The sequence below is a fragment of the Paenibacillus macerans genome (assembly GCF_050565405.1).
Classification (GTDB): domain Bacteria; phylum Bacillota; class Bacilli; order Paenibacillales; family Paenibacillaceae; genus Fontibacillus; species Fontibacillus macerans_B.
Genome location: NZ_JBNYYG010000021.1, coordinates 24,889 through 40,096, shown reverse-complemented (window position 1 = coordinate 40,096; position 15,208 = coordinate 24,889). Strand labels below are relative to the sequence as shown.

Below are 15,208 nucleotides of genomic sequence, written 5' to 3'. Positions count from 1 at the left end.
TACTTTATGCAACAATTCGGCCTAAACTCTGAATGGAGGGGCGAAAATGTTGTACGTTTTACAACTACTACTCTCCCATCACGCTCGTCCTTGCTTAGAAATACACGACCCAAATCACGATGGCCAGCAAAATGCGATATACCGCAAACGGCACCAGCTTGATCCGGTTGATCAGCTTCAGGAAAAAGCGGATCGACAGCAAGGCAAACACGAAGGCGCTGATGAAACCAACCACGAAAAACGGCAACGCCTCAGGCGTGAAATACTCCAGGTTCTTCACCAGTGAGATCGCGCTGGCTCCCGCCATGATCGGCACTGCCATAATGAAAGTGAAATCGGCGGCCGCGCGGTGGCTGAGGCCCAGCAGCACCCCGCCGGAAATGGTCGATCCCGAGCGCGAGAAGCCCGGCCAGATCGACAGGCACTGCACCAGGCCGATCGTAAACGCCTGCTTGTACGTGATTTGATCGACGGTCTCCACCTTGGCCCGCTTGGGGGCGAAACGGTCGGCGGCTATCATCAACAATGCGCCAAGCACCAAACCGATCAACACCGTTGCCGTTGAGAACAGATGCTCATCGATGAAGTCCTCGAACAGGACACCGAGGATCCCGGCGGGAATCAGCCCGACGATCACTTGCATCAACTTGAGTCGCGGCCCTTCCTGCCGAGTCTTCTCCGGCATAAACCGCGACAGTCCCAGCAAATCGATAAACCGGTTCCGGAACACGACCAGGACGGCCAATATCGAGCCGAGCTGAATCACGACTTTAAAGGTATTGGCTACGTATTTCGAAGCCAGCAGCTGCTCGGTTTGCAGCCACATGTCGTCGACAATGATCATATGCCCCGTGGACGAGACCGGAGCAAACTCCGTCAACCCTTCCACCAAGCCCAAAATTATCGCTTTAAGCAAATCCAGAAAACTCATCGTATCGGTTTCTCCTTTATCTTTCTATTTTATCCTAGTTCTCCTGCCCCCGGCTTTGCCGTTCGGCGGCCGCGCCTTTTCTGCGTCGCAGCCAAATCATCAGCAGGATCAATACGCCGAGTCCGATTACGCCATAGGCGATATTCGAGTAGACGTCCATGAACTCGACGATTTGTTCCCACGAACCGCCGACGGCGGCTCCGAGCATCACCAGGGCCACGTTCCAAATCAGCGTCCCTATCGTCGTAAACAACAGGAACAAGCTAAACTTCATTTTCGACATCCCCGCCGGGATGGAAATCAGGCTGCGGATCAGTGGAATCATCCGGCAGAACAGCACCGTCCAATAACCGTACCGGTCAAACCAGGCGTCCGCCCGGCGGATGTCCTCTTTCTTCAGGCGGAGTATCCGGCCGTAACGGCCGATCCAGCCTTCCAGCCGGTCGACGTTAACCAGATAACCGATACCGTACAAAATGACCGCGCCGAAAACCGAGCCCACGGTGGAGGCGATAATCACCCCAACCGGCGTGAGGCTGGAGTAAGTCGTCATAAATCCCCCGAACGTCAAGATGACTTCCGACGGGATGGGAGGAAACACATTTTCCAGGGCGATGAGCAAAAAGATGCCGAAATACCCGAACTGCTCCATAAACTCCGTAATCCAGTTTTCCACGTTGTACCTCCAGTAGGATTTATCGAATCGCTTTTTTTACATTGCGCAAATACCGGGCCCGGATCATGAAGAAATAGGCCACTTGCGCCAGCAAAAAGCTGGTTAGAATTACGACGGTCTGCCAAGCGACGGAGAAGTTGAAATAACTCTGCATCGCCTTAAAAGCAAATAGGCTGTGCACCATCGCCAGCGCGATTGGAACGAAAAACAGCAGTCCCACCTGGCGCGTCACGATCCGGGTGAGCTCCCGCTCCGTCAAACCGAGCTTGGCCATCGCCCCATACTGCCGCCGGTCGTACGCCAAATCGCTGTACAGCCGGAAGTAGAGAAAGCTTCCCGCCGCGATGAAAAAGACCGTGCCGACCAGCAGGGCGAAAAACAACAACGCCCGGTACGTCGTCCGCTGCACCTCATATAAGGTACCGCTTACCGTCAACGTATAAGGCCGATCCATGTCGTACCTCATTTTGCCGTTGTCCGTCAACTCCGCCGCCATGCCGCGGGTCAGTTCCGGACGGTCCGCGTAGAATCCGGTAAAGCGATCGATTCGCAGCGATGACTCCGTATCCGCCAAAGGCCCCGTATTCTTCCTCGCATCGGCATCCGTACCAGCCCCGAGCCGCGCCGGCAGCTTATCGTTAACGACCAAACCGGAGAAATTCCCATCCCAATCGTCGCCGGTGGGCTCGATCAGGGATTCCGGAATCGCCACATGCTGCGTTAATCCGATTTCCCGCACCTCCAGGCCACCGCTATCGGCAAATACATAGCTGGCCGGCGCTCGCTGCTTCAGCAGCGGCCTTTCCCGTTCCGAGCTCAGCAGCACCATCGCTTCATTCATGCCGGGCGGCTCTTCGGAAACCTCAATGCCTGCCGCCGCCAACGCCCGGACATAATCGGAAAAAGCGATCAACGGCATCCGCTCCACCGGCGACGCCGTCGTCGAGGAGGCGACCTCCGCGACATAGACCGGCAGGCTTTCCGTCCGATATGCGATCCCTTTGGCTTCCAGCTCGCCGCGAATCCGCTGCAAATGCTCCTCTTCCAGCCGGCTGCCCGCCTTGGCTACGTAGCCGATCTCCACCGGATAATCCTGCTCGAATTCGTCCGCCAGCCGATTGACCGACGCAAAGGCACCCACCGCGCAAAAGGTCACCGTAGAGATCACCGTTACCAGGAAAAACATCCGCGCGTTTTCCTTCATCCGGTAGGCCAGGCCCGACACGGTCACCAGATTCGTCCTGCGCCAATAGAAGCCGAGCCGCCGCTTCGCGAGCTGGATCAGGAAGACGCTAAGCTGCGTGTAGAAAAAATACGTCCCCGCGATCGTCATCGCCGTCACCGGCAGCATGCGGATCAGCACGTTCGACGCCGTCGCCGTCGACGCCAACGCATAGCTCGCGCCCAGCAGCAGGGCCCCGAGCAGCGACAGGACCGCGGATGCCTGCGGCGGCGGCGCCGGTTTCATTTCCGCCTGAAACAACTCGATCAGCCGGTTTGACCCCAGCAGCAGCGTCGTGCAAAGCGAGATCAGCAGGAACAACAGCGAAAACGCCGCCACCGTCAGCAGCAAACCGGACCATGGCACATGGAACGCAAGCTGGGTGACGCCCAGCAGGTTGGATCCGGCCATCAGGAACAGCTTCGCCGTCAGCAACCCTTCAACGATGCCGCAAACCATCGAGCCCGCGCCGATCAGCATGTTTTCCAGGAAAACCAGCTTGCGCAGCTGTTTCTCGGTCATGCCGTGCAGCAGCAGAATCCCGAATTCGCGTTTGCGGGAACGCAGGAACGAACCAACGGAATAAATCACGAAGAAAAAGCAAAACACGTACATGATGACTTCCGCTGACGATAACACCAGCACCGCCGAACGGTACGCGACCTGTTCCTGGAGACCGGGATGGAACAGGAACAAGGCGCAGACGAAAAAGATCATGACGGAAAACGAGCTGCTCAGGAAATAAGCGGCATACGTCCGTTTGTTCCGCAGCACATTGTTAAAGGCGAATTGACGAAAGGTCATGGCTGTCCCCTCCCAGCAGCGACATCATGTCGATGATTTTCTGGAAAAAGGCCTGCCGGTTATTCCCGCGATACATTTCGTTGTAGAGCTTGCCGTCCTTGATAAAAATCACCCGGTGACAATAACTGGCCGCCAGCGCGTCATGCGTCACCATCATGACCGTCGCCCGGTACGATTCATTCATGGCGGCGAACGCCTCCATCACGCCCCGCGACGATTTGGAATCCAGATTGCCGGTCGGCTCGTCGGCCAAAATGAGCGAAGGCTCGTGAATCATCGCCCGGGCGATCGCTGTCCGCTGCATTTGTCCGCCCGACATTTCATAGGTATGCTTGGGCAAAATCTCCTCGATCCCGAGGCGCCGCGCCATCTCCCAGGCACGGGCCTTCATTTCCGGGACGGGTACGCCGTCCAGCGTAAGCGGCAGGACGATATTCTCCTCCGCCGTGAGCGTATCCAGCAGATTGAAATGCTGAAAAATGAACCCCAGCTCCCGCCGCCGGAACAAGGCCGTCTGCTCCTTGGCCATCCGATGCGGGTCTTGCCCATTCAGGATCACCTCGCCGGAGGTCGGTTCGTCGATGGTGGCGATCACGTTCAGCAGCGTCGTCTTTCCGCTGCCGGACGGTCCCATGATGCCGACGAATTCTCCGGCTTCGATCTTGAAGGACACGCCGTCCAAGGCTTTGGTGGCGATTTTGCCTTCGTATATTTTCGATAACGCCCGTACTTCCAAGATGGCCATTGCCGTGCGCTCCTTTATCTCGCTTGGGATGTCTTAATTATATAAAGGCCGCGGCTGCCGGCTCCATGGCTCAACCTTACAGTTACCTTACTTCGTTGTAAGCTTATTCGTCCGGCCGGAACACGATCCGCACGGTCGTGCCCCGTCCCGCCTGCGATTCTAATTCGACCCGGTGCCCCAGCTTGTCGCAGATTTGCTTCACCAGGTACAAGCCCATCCCGGTCGACTCCTGAAAGCTCCGGCCGTTTTCCCCGGTGAAATAAGCGTCGAACACCCGCGGCACATCGCTTTCCGGGATGCCCACGCCTTCGTCCGCGATTTCCAGCACCGCCTCGCGGCCCCGCGAAAAGCCGCGAAAACGGAGTTTCGCCTTCTCCTTAACGGTATATTTCACGGCGTTCGTCATGATTTGCGTCAGCACGAACGACAGCCATTTCTCATCCGAGGCTGCGGATAGGCCCGCTTCGATCTCGATGAGCGGAAACACCTTGCGGCGGATGAACAAACGTTTTTGCGCCGATGCGACAGACCGCACCAATGGCTCCAGTTCCAGCGTCTCCACCAGGAAGTCATGCTCAAACGCGTCCAACCGGGCGGTATACAACACCATTTCCAGCCCTTTGCGCAGCCGGTCCAGCTCGTCGCCGATCGCGACCGAACGCGGGTCGTCGTCGTTTTGCACCATTAAATGAATGACGGACAAAGGCGTCTTCATCTGATGCACCCATTGGTTGATGAAATGAAGGTGGCCGTCGATTTTGCTTTGCTGTCCGTTCAGCTCCGCCAGGTAATGGCGGTACTGCGCTTTGAGCAACTGCCGCAGTCCGTCGGACAGCGGAGTTCCCGGCTTCACATCGGCAAACCCGCGAAGCGAATCCAGCGGTTCTTCCAAACGGCGGTAAAACGTCCGGTTGGTCATATAGCGATAGATCAAATACGCCAGCAGCAAACACGTGCTAAGCAGCACGGCGTACAAACTGATCGCCGGATGACGGTAGCCGTCCAGCCAGTAAACGAACGTGGTAATCGCCAACTGCAGCACATAAATCACGATTAGCGGACGCTGCTCCCGAATAAACAGCCGCATCTTCTAATTCTCCCACTGCGGCACGAGCCGGTAACCCTGGCCGCGCACGGTCTGCAGCGCATCGTCGATGCCCAGCGCGGATAGCTTCTTCCGCACCCGCGTGACGTAAACATTAAGCGTGTTATCGTCGACGAACGCCTGGTCGTCCCATATTTTCTCCAGCAGCCGGTCGCGGCCGACCACCTGTTCGATTTTGCTCATCAGCTCATCCAGGATTTTGACCTCGGTCAGGCTAAGTTCCACCCGGCTCTCATGCAGGCTGAGATGCAGGCGGTCCCGGTCCAGCCGCAGTCCGGCCACCGTCAAGGAGCGGTCGTCCCCGCCGCCGGCATACATGCCGTATGCGCGGCGCAGCTGGCTTTTGATTTTCGCGATCACGATATCGTAATCGAAGGGTTTGGTTATATAGTCGTCGCCGCCGTTTTCCAGCGCCATCACCTGGTCCATTTTACCTTCGCGCGCTGACAAAAACACGATCGGGCATGTGGATAAGTTACGGATTTGGCGGCACCAGTAATACCCGTCGTATTTCGGCAAATTGACGTCCATCAGCACTAAATGGGGGTTATATCGTTCAAATTCGTCCTTTACCGCGGCAAAATCGCTCACCGCGCGGGTGTCGTAGCCGAATCGCTGCAAATATTGCTCCAGCAGGACCAACAACGGTTTATCATCCTCGACGATAAATACTTTAAACATCGTTTTGTTCTCCTTTTCTCTCAATCCCACTTCCTGCATTGTAACAAATTCCTGCCCGCAAAAGAAAATAGAGAGACTTCCGCCCTAAGGACGCCCGTCTCTCATTAAGCTAATGCAAATCTCTTATATTTCCCCGTCTTCCCAAATCGCGTCCCGCCGCTTCGGTTTTGCCAGCAGCTTCACTCCCCCGCCGATCAGCAGCAAGGCGATGACGGTCGGGCGCAGGTATTTATCGATCCGGAGATGCAGCCTTAGCTCGGGGAACCTCGCATCGACGAACGGCACGATCAATTCCATGCCAACGAAATAAACCCCTAACAGGATCAGGGCGATCCCCAGCCAATGCTGGTGTTCCCCCCTCGTTTGAATCAGCGGATGATCCTCCATCGGCAGGATGCCGTAGCGGCTCAACTGCTGCAGGCCGTCGAAAAAGCAATAAAACCAAATAATCGGGATAACGAACAGGAATACCGACAGCCGCAGCACGTCGATCACGTAGAAACTGCCCAGAAACAACACCATCATTTGCAGGCCGCGTTTTTGCAAGCCCAGGTACATTTGGCCGGCCCCCGGAAAAGCGGACAGCAGCGTCCCCAGCACCTTGCTGCGCCGGCCTTCGATCCGCCCGGCCTCCCATTCGTCCAACAGCGACCGGTCCATCAGGACCTCTCCGGCTTGCTTGCGGTGCACGAGCTGCACGGCATCGAACATGGAATATAGCCATATGATCGGAAGCAGTCCAAGGAACAGCAGGAACACGGATTCATTCGTCACGCTCGTAACGAAAAACATCATCGTGATCAAGCCGAAAAAAGCGATCAAAAACGACAGTCCGCGCTGCATGAGTCCAAGCTGAAAATGTCCCAACCCCGGCACGAAGGACAGCAGGATCGTATAGAACTTTTCCGACTCCCGCCCAGGTCCCTGCACATGCTGCAAATGCTCCCGGTAAGCCATTTCCTCCGCGGGCTCGCGGAGCATCGTCACCATCAGGTCGACCATCGATACCAGCCAGAGGAGGATTCCCGAGATCAGGGTAACCATAGCCAGCTCACCGCTAGTCGTGGCCATAGACAATACGAAGCCTAACAAAAGCCCGCCGAAAAAAAGACTCGGATAGAACACGCCCCTCCCTTTTTTGCCCCAGTAGAGATGCCCCAGGCCGGGGATAAAGTTCAACAGTAAAGCCAGCAGCCGATTGCGGATAAATGGCATTGCGAATCCTTCCTTTCTCCCTCTATTTTGTACGAATATGATTGATATTTTATCGTTTCAAGCCGTCCAGCCAGCCCGTCGCAGCCTCCATCATCTGCTTGCTCAGCGAAGGCTGCTGCGGCCGGTTCAACAGCTCGCCCGCCCCTGCGGTCATCCGGTCAAAAAATCCGCCGGTCAGCAGCAGCAGCGTAATGGAAGCGGCAATGACATAATGGAACAAAGGGTGTCGGCTCCAGGCATGGGTTCGCTTCGCCGGCTTCAGCTGCTGCTCTTCCCGCGGCAAGGCCCCTAATACGGCTCGCATCAACGCAGCCTCGTCTTCCGGTTCGGGCAGCTCTTGCTCCAGCGAGGATAGAGCTTCGGCGTATGCCGCAAAGGCCGCTTCATCCCTCAGCAGCAGGGCTTCCATGCGCCCTTGCGCCTCCGGCTCGGCATTCCCGCGTATGTAATCCGTCCACAGCCCGGGTTTGTTCTCCTCCTTGCTGCTCATCCCCATTCCTCCCTTGGCCAATGCTCGCGAATATAGGCTCTAGCCCGGTATAGCTTGGATTCAACCGTTTTGACCGTCACGCTAAGTTCTGCGGCGATTTGCTCATGGCTTTTTCCTTCCAGATAAAACTCGGTGACGATTTGGCGGTGCCCCGACGGAAGCTTGGCGATTTTGCGGCGAAGCTCCCGGCTGCGTTCGGCATCCAGCAATTCTGCCAGGCTATCGTCCTCCCGTACGGGAGCTTGAAGCTCCAGATCGGCAGGGTCCCATTGCTCTTCTTTGCGGCGCTCCCGCCTGCGTTTGAAATCGATCGCCTTATTGACGGCGATGCGGGTGATCCAGGTCTTTAGTCCTCGGGAACGGTACTCCGGGAGAGATTTATAGATTTGCAGGAAGGTTTCTTGCGCAGCGTCTTCCGCTTCCTTGGCATCATGCAGCACCGAATAGGCTACCCGGTATACATGAGTGCCGTATTCCCGGACCAGCCACGGAAATACGCCGCGGTCTCCCTGCTGAAATCTCAGAATAAACGACGTTTCGTCAATGACTCTCCCCTCCTCCCAATGATATAGACGTACGCGGCTCGTCCTGCCCCTGCACTATTTTTAAAAACGTTTGAAAGATACCAAAGTTCTACATTTACCTTGACCTTAAAATATTCCAGACTCAAATCGAATGTCATATAAATTTACATAAAAGTTTCTTTTTTTAGATTTTATGAAAATGCTTTAAACGAGAGATAACCAAGGATATGTCATCGATTTCCCCGTTGTTAAGCGTTTACTTCGGGATCATTCTTGTTTGTCATAAAATATGACATCGAACTATAATTCATTTCAGGTTAGCGATTATACGTTATTTTATCTTACATATCGTTAACGCAAAAAAACATCTTGGAGGTTGATGGAATGAAGAAATGGACTTCCCGCAGTTTAAAAACTCTTTTGGTCACCGGGCTGGCGGTAACCGCCCTGCTCCCCAATCTGTTTCTCGCCCCGGCTTCCGCGGCTGAAACGACGACCGTTACCGGCACCGTTACGGCAGCCGAAGCCGTCAAAAAGCTGCCCAAGGTGCAGGTGATCGCCACCGGCGGCACGCTGGCCGGACAATCCAAGGACGAAACCAGCTTCCAGAACTACAAGGCCGGTTCGCTGCCGATCGCCGATCTGGTCGCCTCGCTTCCGAATAAAGATCAAATCGCCGACGTCACCACCTATCAGTTCGGCAACTCCGGCTCCAGCGCTTATACGATTGAGCAATTATACGATTTATCCCTGAAAGTGGACGAAGCGCTCAAAACCCAGGACGGCGTCGTTGTAACGAGCGGGACCGATACAATGGAAGAGATCGCCTACTTCCTCGACCTGACCGTTCGCAGCCCGAAACCCGTAGTCGTAACCGGCTCGATGCGGCCGTGGACCGTGATCGGGACGGACGCGCCGGCCAACCTGTATAACGCGATCAAGCTCGCGGCCAGCGGCAAAACGAAGTATTTCGGCACCGTCCTGATGCTGAACGACGAATTCCACGCCGCCCGGGAAGTGACGAAGACCAACTCCTACCGGACCGACACGTTCGTCACGCCGGAAATCGGCGCCCTTGGCTATATCGATGAGAAGACGATCCGCGTTTACCGGGCGCCGTTCCGCGCGTTGAAGCCGGCTAGCGAATGGGCTACGCCGTTTGACCTCGGCAAAATCGCCAAAAGCGCTCTGGCCAAGGTCGAAATCGCATACTCCTATCAGGATGCCGGTCCCGGCGCGATCAGCGGGTTCGTCGCAAACGGCGCCAAAGGCATCGTGACCGCCGGAACCGGCGCAGGCGGCATATCCAAGGCAATGAGCGAGGAGCGTAAAGCCGCGATCGAAAAAGGCGTCGTATTCGTCACGACGACCCGTACCGGTTCGGGCAGCAACTATTCCAGCGGCGACGGCATCATTGCCGGGGATAACCTCAACGCCGCCCACGCCCGTATTCTGTTGCTGCTCTGCTTGTCCTTCTCGAAGGAGTTCGATACGGTCAAGGACTGGTTTACGACGGTCGGCTACGGACAAATCGAGCGTCCGGCCAAATAAAGGTTCGAACATAAGAAAAACGTCTATCGACGTACATTCAAAGTAGACAGACCGCGTTTAACGTTAGTTTTTCTTGCGATATCAGGATACCAATGCTCCGAAGTTTATACTTTCTGATATCTTCAAAAACAGCTGCGTTTCCTCTTAAAAGGGCGCAGCTGTTTTTGGGCTTCAATTTGACGAGCGTCCGGGGAATCGGTAAGATTTGGAGGGAGGTGTTTCTATAAAATGCAAACGTTGCTTACGCTTGGCAGCATCATGATGTTTCTCGCCGTAGCCCTTGGCGCCTTCGGGGCGCATGCCCTCAAGAACATCCTGACCGAAGACAAGCAAAAAACGTATCAAACCGGGATCCAGTACCATATCGCCCACAGCCTGGGGTTATTGCTGCTGGGGCTCGCCGCAGACCGGCTCGACCACGCCTCGCTGATCGTGTTGTCCGGCTGGTTCCTGTTTGCCGGGATCCTCTTATTTTCCGGCAGCCTGTACGCCTTAAGCTTGACGGGCATCCGGAAGCTTGGCGCCATCACGCCGCTGGGCGGACTATGCTTCCTGGCCGGCTGGGTCATTTTTGCGATCGCCGCGATTCAAGGGTAAAACGAAAGCCTACAAAAGTGCGGTTTCGCAGGAATTTCGCATTTTCTCATCGTGCGAGAAGTTCCGGAGAGTTAAGCTGCGCTTTTGTCCCGGACCCCAACAAGGTAAATTACCACGAACAACACCATGCTGACGGGCAATATCAGAAATCCCCGCTCGTAACCGGCCATATCGATGATTTTTCCGAAAAAGAAATTAAACCCGATGTCAAACAAGGAAGCGACGCTGATGATCGCCCCCGTAGCCGTCGAGATCAGGCCCGCGGGATAAAATCGCTGCAGCATCATGACGATCGTCGGATACAGGATCGAGAAGAACAAACCGCTGGCGCTAAGCAGCCATAAGCCGGGCTTCCCCCACAAAATCCCCGTGACGTAAAGAACGCACGCCGCCAAAGCAAACCACGTGATGCTGCGGAACAAACCAAGCTTGTCGATCAACGGCGAGAAGATCAGCCGCCCCACCGTGATCCCGCCGAAAAACACGGCCAAATAGTTGGCAGCGCCCCCCTGGGACAAGGACAAATGGTTCGTGCCGTAAGCGACCAGCCAGTTCAAAATACCATGCTCCGCAATAAAATAGCAGCCAAACAGCAGCACCAGCGGCACGAACGAACGGTTGGCCACGACGTCCCGGAAGCGGTGCTTTCGGACCGGATCGCCCTCCCGCTCCCCTTCGCTTCGGTTGTCGGGAATCCGGTTCAAAGAAACGAACAGGAAAGCGACGACGCCCAACGCGAGCAGAATGCCGTTGGTCAGCTTCCAATCGGAGAAGCTTCCGGCGAAATTGCCGACCAGGCTCTGACTCCCGGTAGTGCCGACCCCCTGCACGAAAAACAAAAAGTTGACCGCCAGTCCCGGCGTTGCCGCGAACAACAGCGGGGTTACGATATTAATCGTGGTGCTCAGCAAGGTGGAAGCCCCCATCGCCAAAAACATCCCGATCAAAACGGCATAAAAGTTGTCCGAAAGCACGAACAGCAGCAGCGCCATCATCCAGATAAGGAGCATGGCTTGCATCGCTTTTTTCCGTTCGAACCGGTCCGTCAATCTGCCGCCGATCAATAAGAAGACCAGATTCCCGGCGTAGCTCACCGTCACGATTTGGGCAACCTGGTTCGTCGTCAGCCCGAAATGGTCGGCGAATACGACGGAAAAGACCCCGCGCAGGCTATCGCTGGCCCCCAGCGCGATCATTAAAACGAAAAATCCCCAAAACACGTAGTTTCTGTTTTTCACCGCTTCGTTTCTCTCCCATATTCTTATGTATACGAACCTGCATAAGGAAAAGCAGGCCGGTTTCAAAGAATCAGCCTGCTAAACGTATCATATCAGAAATGCGCCAATAGATCTGCATTCGATTTATATTATTCCGCGGACAGCGTTACGACGTGTGTCTCCCCTTCGTTCACCTCGACGGTAATGAAGGAGATCGCGTCGCCGAGCTCCGTTGCAACGGTTTGCGCAGGTACAGCCTTCCCGTTATGGAACAGGACATCGGTGCGGAATGGGAAGGATGCCTTCCAGAAAAGCGCCTCGCCCTCTTGGAGAGTTAACGCTGTCTTATCGTTTCCGTAGTGACGGACCGCTATCGTTCGTCCAAGCGCCGGCACCTCGGTCAACTCCGCCCATTCCAATGAGGCCGCCAGTTTCGGCTGCGTCGCCAGCCCGTCGTTGCCGTCTCCGGAGATCCCCATCAACCCGGTGGCCACAGCCCCTACCGCGCAATAAGAAACCTCGGGATACTCGCGGCGGTCAAGGGACGGGGCGACCAATTCCTTCAGCTCGCGATAAGCATCCTCGATCATTCCGTACCGGTAGAAAATATCCGGCAGATACGTTTTGCCCTCCACGTTTTCGACGAGGTTCACGCCCACGTCCTCCAAAGCCCGGCGCAGCTTGCCCGGATCCGCCACTGCCCCGAAATACAACGGAAGGAACGTGCCTTCGGCGTTGTATTTCGTGACGAACGTCCGGTCCTGCCGCATCGCGCCGCTGAAGCGCCCGTGCTCTTCGCTCCACCAAAGGCGATCATAGCTCTCCTCCAGCTCTTGCGCCTTGGCGGCGAAACTTTCTTTCTCCTCGTTCCGGCCGGCAAGCTCGGCCATCCGGGAGTAGGCGCGGTAGGCGGCAATTTGCGCGCCGACCATATCTCCGCCGGCCAAAGGTTGGATGCCCGCTTCGTTGTACGTGGCCAGACCACGACGCCCGTAAGCGGGGTTATAGTCCAATATGCCGTCCCCGTCTTTGTCCCAGGTTGTTGTATATTCCGTTAAGGTCAATCGGAAAAATTCCCGAAGAACCGGATGCGCCAAGTAGTCTCTGTCGCCCGTCCACAGGTACATCCGCCAGCATGCATCGATGATGTCGAAGTTGGCGGGCAGGTTATACCAGAAGTCCCGATCGTTATCGTAGTCCTCTTTGGCAGGCTTATTATCCTTGGTAATTTCCCAGTAGGTGCACCAATCCCGCGACGGCGCGATATTTTCGGCAAACCGCAGCAGCATGTTTTTCGTGTGCGGCGCCAGGCCCAAAGCCGCCGCGCCGGCGCTGTGATGCATGACGTCCCGGATGCAAAACGCTTCCCGGCCCGGCAGGGCCGCTTCATACCAAAGCCCGACGGCATCTTCGCCGAAATGGGCGTATTCCAGTGCTTGGCGTTTGGCCCAGACAAACCCTTCGTTCAGTTCGGCATCCGGCGAACGGAAGGTTATGGCTCCTGCCTTTTTCCTCAATTCCATCGTATCGCTCACAATTTTCCACTCCCCTATCTTTATTTAGCTTTCTTTCGAACCCGAGAACGTCAAACCTTCCATAAACGCCTTTTGGGCGGTAAAAAACAAAACGATGCACGGCAAGGTGATCACGACCGCGGCGGCCATCAGCAAATTCGTATCGGTCGAATACGTCCCCTGGAAGCCGGCCAACCCCAAAGTGAGCGTCTTCCAGCGATCGCTGTTGACGTAGATGAGCGGCCCCATAAAGTTGTTCCACGAGCCCATGAATACCATGACGCCCACGGCCATAAGGGCCGGCTTGGAGAGCGGCAGGAAGATCGTGCGCCAAATCTTGAAATAGCCGCAACCGTCGATAATCGCCGCCTCTTCCAGACCCACCGGCAGCCGGGAATAAAACTGGCGGAACAAAAAAATGTAAAACGGCGAAGCGAAAAACGCCGGGACGATCAGCGGATATAACGAATCCAGCATCCCCAGGTTTTTGAACAGGATGAATTGGGGGATCATCGTCACCTCGCCGGGCAGCAGCATCGTCGACAGCACCAGCACGAACATGAGTCCGCTGCCTTTGACCTTTAATCGCGCGAACGCATACCCGACCAGCGAGCAGGAAAACACCGTGCCGACGATCGGTAAAATGGTGGTGATCAGGGAATTGACCAAATAACGGCCGAACGGAAACGCGGTTAGCGCTTTAGCGTAATTTTCCCACCGCCAGTTTTGCGGCCACACGCCCATGCCGGATCTCGCGATTTCCTCCAGGCTGCGCAGCGAAGCGGCGATCATCCAGATGAACGGATACAAAAACGCGACGCTTCCCGCAATGAGCACGATATAGGCCAATATACGCGTTGCGGCGTTTTTACCCCCTTTGTTTGCGGACACGGCGCTTCCTCCCTCCAACTTCGTTTTCGTAGTAAACCCACAACGCGCTGCTTCGGAACACCAGCGCCGTAAAAATCAGAATGATCAAGAACAGTACCCAGGCCAGCGCGGAGCCGTAGCCCATCTTGAACCACATAAAGGCATTTTGGTACAAATAGTAGGCATAGAAGAGCAAGGAATTATCAGGACCTCCCGCCACCAGAAAACCTTGGGTAAATGTCTGAAAGGCGCCGATCATGCTCGTTACGGCGTTAAAGAACAGGATCGGCGAAATTTGCGGCAGCGTCACGCTCCACATTTTGCGCAGCGCCGTAGCGCCGTCGATCTCCGCCTGCTCGTACAAGCTTTGCGGTATATCCGACAAACCCGCCAAATAAATGATCATATTCCCGCCGACCGTCCACAAGCTCATGATGATGATCGCCGGCATCGACCAGGACGGGCTGGATAGCCACGCCGGCCCCTCAATGCCGACCAGGTGGAGCACCGAATTGATCAGCCCCACGTTCGGATTGAAAATCCAGATGAACAACACCATTTGCGCAACCCCTTGCACCAAGGTAGGCAGGTAGTAGATCGTGCGGAACAGATAGATTCCTCGCAGCTTCAAATTCATCAACAGGGCGATCAACAAGGACAGCACGACCTGTAGCGGAACGCTCACCAGCGTGTAATAGAAAGTAACGCCGAGCGATTTGTAGAACAGGCTGTCCTTGAACAGCATCCGGTAGTTATCGAGCCCGGCCCACTCCGGATCGCTGACGACTTCCCAATGGGTAAAGCTGATATAAAAGGAGAAAATCATCGGCCCGAGCGTAAACAACAGGAATCCTACGACCCAGACCGACACAAACATATAGAAGCTGGCGGTTTTGATATGCAGCACTTTCTTCCTGACCAGCAAACCGGTGACCGCGAAGAGAACGGCGTACAAGAGCACGATGCACGTCAGAAAAGGGAGAAGCGGCAGCAGAGCCGCCGGCATCCCCAAGGTTTCGAAAAATCGGTAAAGTGTTTCAATGATTCCGTTCATAGGCCGCTCCCG

At 55.6% G+C, this 15,208-nt stretch carries 15 protein-coding genes; 2 read left to right on the top strand and 13 right to left on the bottom strand.

Going from position 1 to position 15,208, the window contains the following annotated elements; translation table 11 throughout:
• Window positions 1–94: 94 nt before the first annotated feature.
• The 9 genes from ACQ4N8_RS14350 to ACQ4N8_RS14310 form a co-directional block, all read right to left on the bottom strand.
• The gene (locus ACQ4N8_RS14350; RefSeq protein WP_430705062.1) at window positions 95–931 is read right to left on the bottom strand and encodes an undecaprenyl-diphosphate phosphatase; all 837 of its coding nucleotides are present in this window, start codon (window positions 929–931) and stop codon (window positions 95–97) included.
• Window positions 932–965: 34 nt separating this feature from the next.
• A complete protein-coding gene (locus tag ACQ4N8_RS14345) occupies window positions 966–1,607 on the bottom strand; it encodes a DedA family protein (protein ID WP_430705061.1) in 642 nt (213 codons plus the stop codon).
• A 19-nt stretch (window positions 1,608–1,626) separates the two neighbouring features.
• Window positions 1,627–3,633 carry an ABC transporter permease gene (locus tag ACQ4N8_RS14340; protein WP_430705060.1) on the bottom strand — a complete coding sequence of 669 codons (2,007 nt, stop codon included), beginning with the start codon at window positions 3,631–3,633 and terminating at the stop codon, window positions 1,627–1,629.
• The gene (locus tag ACQ4N8_RS14335; protein WP_430705059.1) at window positions 3,608–4,378 is read right to left on the bottom strand and encodes an ABC transporter ATP-binding protein; all 771 of its coding nucleotides are present in this window, start codon (window positions 4,376–4,378) and stop codon (window positions 3,608–3,610) included. Before ACQ4N8_RS14335 ends, ACQ4N8_RS14340 begins: the two co-directional genes overlap by 26 nt.
• Before the next feature lie 103 nt (window positions 4,379–4,481).
• Window positions 4,482–5,465: a HAMP domain-containing histidine kinase gene (locus tag ACQ4N8_RS14330; protein ID WP_430705058.1), complete on the bottom strand. Its 984-nt coding sequence runs from the start codon at window positions 5,463–5,465 to the stop codon at window positions 4,482–4,484.
• A gap of 3 nt (window positions 5,466–5,468) precedes the next feature.
• The gene (locus ACQ4N8_RS14325) at window positions 5,469–6,164 is read right to left on the bottom strand and encodes a response regulator (RefSeq protein ID WP_430705057.1); all 696 of its coding nucleotides are present in this window, start codon (window positions 6,162–6,164) and stop codon (window positions 5,469–5,471) included.
• A gap of 123 nt (window positions 6,165–6,287) precedes the next feature.
• Entirely contained in the window at window positions 6,288–7,379 is a 1,092-nt protein-coding gene (locus tag ACQ4N8_RS14320; protein WP_430705056.1) for a hypothetical protein, read from the bottom strand.
• 49 nt (window positions 7,380–7,428) lie between these two features.
• Window positions 7,429–7,869, bottom strand: coding sequence for a hypothetical protein (locus tag ACQ4N8_RS14315; protein ID WP_430705055.1), 441 nt, complete (start codon window positions 7,867–7,869; stop codon window positions 7,429–7,431).
• Window positions 7,866–8,309, bottom strand: coding sequence for an RNA polymerase sigma factor (locus ACQ4N8_RS14310; protein ID WP_430705054.1), 444 nt, complete (start codon window positions 8,307–8,309; stop codon window positions 7,866–7,868). Before ACQ4N8_RS14310 ends, ACQ4N8_RS14315 begins: the two co-directional genes overlap by 4 nt.
• A 468-nt stretch (window positions 8,310–8,777) precedes the next feature.
• Between ACQ4N8_RS14310 and ACQ4N8_RS14305 the strand changes: the two genes are divergently transcribed.
• A complete protein-coding gene (locus ACQ4N8_RS14305; protein WP_430705053.1) occupies window positions 8,778–9,944 on the top strand; it encodes an asparaginase in 1,167 nt (388 codons plus the stop codon).
• A gap of 228 nt (window positions 9,945–10,172) precedes the next feature.
• Window positions 10,173–10,541 (top strand): DUF423 domain-containing protein, encoded by a 369-nt coding sequence (locus tag ACQ4N8_RS14300; RefSeq protein ID WP_430705052.1) that lies wholly within the window; start codon window positions 10,173–10,175, stop codon window positions 10,539–10,541.
• A gap of 71 nt (window positions 10,542–10,612) precedes the next feature.
• Here ACQ4N8_RS14300 and ACQ4N8_RS14295 read toward each other — a convergent pair whose 3' ends face one another.
• The 4 genes from ACQ4N8_RS14295 to ACQ4N8_RS14280 form a co-directional block, all read right to left on the bottom strand.
• Window positions 10,613–11,779, bottom strand: coding sequence for an MFS transporter (locus tag ACQ4N8_RS14295; protein WP_430705051.1), 1,167 nt, complete (start codon window positions 11,777–11,779; stop codon window positions 10,613–10,615).
• A 128-nt stretch (window positions 11,780–11,907) separates the two neighbouring features.
• A complete protein-coding gene (locus ACQ4N8_RS14290; RefSeq protein ID WP_430705050.1) occupies window positions 11,908–13,293 on the bottom strand; it encodes an MGH1-like glycoside hydrolase domain-containing protein in 1,386 nt (461 codons plus the stop codon).
• Between the two features lie 24 nt (window positions 13,294–13,317).
• Window positions 13,318–14,163 carry a carbohydrate ABC transporter permease gene (locus ACQ4N8_RS14285; protein WP_430705049.1) on the bottom strand — a complete coding sequence of 282 codons (846 nt, stop codon included), beginning with the start codon at window positions 14,161–14,163 and terminating at the stop codon, window positions 13,318–13,320.
• Window positions 14,141–15,196: a carbohydrate ABC transporter permease gene (locus ACQ4N8_RS14280; protein ID WP_430705048.1), complete on the bottom strand. Its 1,056-nt coding sequence runs from the start codon at window positions 15,194–15,196 to the stop codon at window positions 14,141–14,143. Before ACQ4N8_RS14280 ends, ACQ4N8_RS14285 begins: the two co-directional genes overlap by 23 nt.
• Window positions 15,197–15,208: the final 12 nt, after the last annotated feature.

Coding starts and splice junctions, on each gene's coding strand:
- ACQ4N8_RS14350 (WP_430705062.1), bottom strand. CDS start 931: ATGAGTTTTCTGGATTTGCTTAAAGCGATAATTTTGGGCTTGGTGGAA.
- ACQ4N8_RS14340 (WP_430705060.1), bottom strand. CDS start 3,633: ATGACCTTTCGTCAATTCGCCTTTAACAATGTGCTGCGGAACAAACGG.
- ACQ4N8_RS14335 (WP_430705059.1), bottom strand. CDS start 4,378: ATGGCCATCTTGGAAGTACGGGCGTTATCGAAAATATACGAAGGCAAA.
- ACQ4N8_RS14330 (WP_430705058.1), bottom strand. CDS start 5,465: ATGCGGCTGTTTATTCGGGAGCAGCGTCCGCTAATCGTGATTTATGTG.
- ACQ4N8_RS14325 (WP_430705057.1), bottom strand. CDS start 6,164: ATGTTTAAAGTATTTATCGTCGAGGATGATAAACCGTTGTTGGTCCTG.
- ACQ4N8_RS14320 (WP_430705056.1), bottom strand. CDS start 7,379: ATGCCATTTATCCGCAATCGGCTGCTGGCTTTACTGTTGAACTTTATC.
- ACQ4N8_RS14315 (WP_430705055.1), bottom strand. CDS start 7,869: ATGAGCAGCAAGGAGGAGAACAAACCCGGGCTGTGGACGGATTACATA.
- ACQ4N8_RS14305 (WP_430705053.1), top strand. CDS start 8,778: ATGAAGAAATGGACTTCCCGCAGTTTAAAAACTCTTTTGGTCACCGGG.
- ACQ4N8_RS14300 (WP_430705052.1), top strand. CDS start 10,173: ATGCAAACGTTGCTTACGCTTGGCAGCATCATGATGTTTCTCGCCGTA.
- ACQ4N8_RS14280 (WP_430705048.1), bottom strand. CDS start 15,196: ATGAACGGAATCATTGAAACACTTTACCGATTTTTCGAAACCTTGGGG.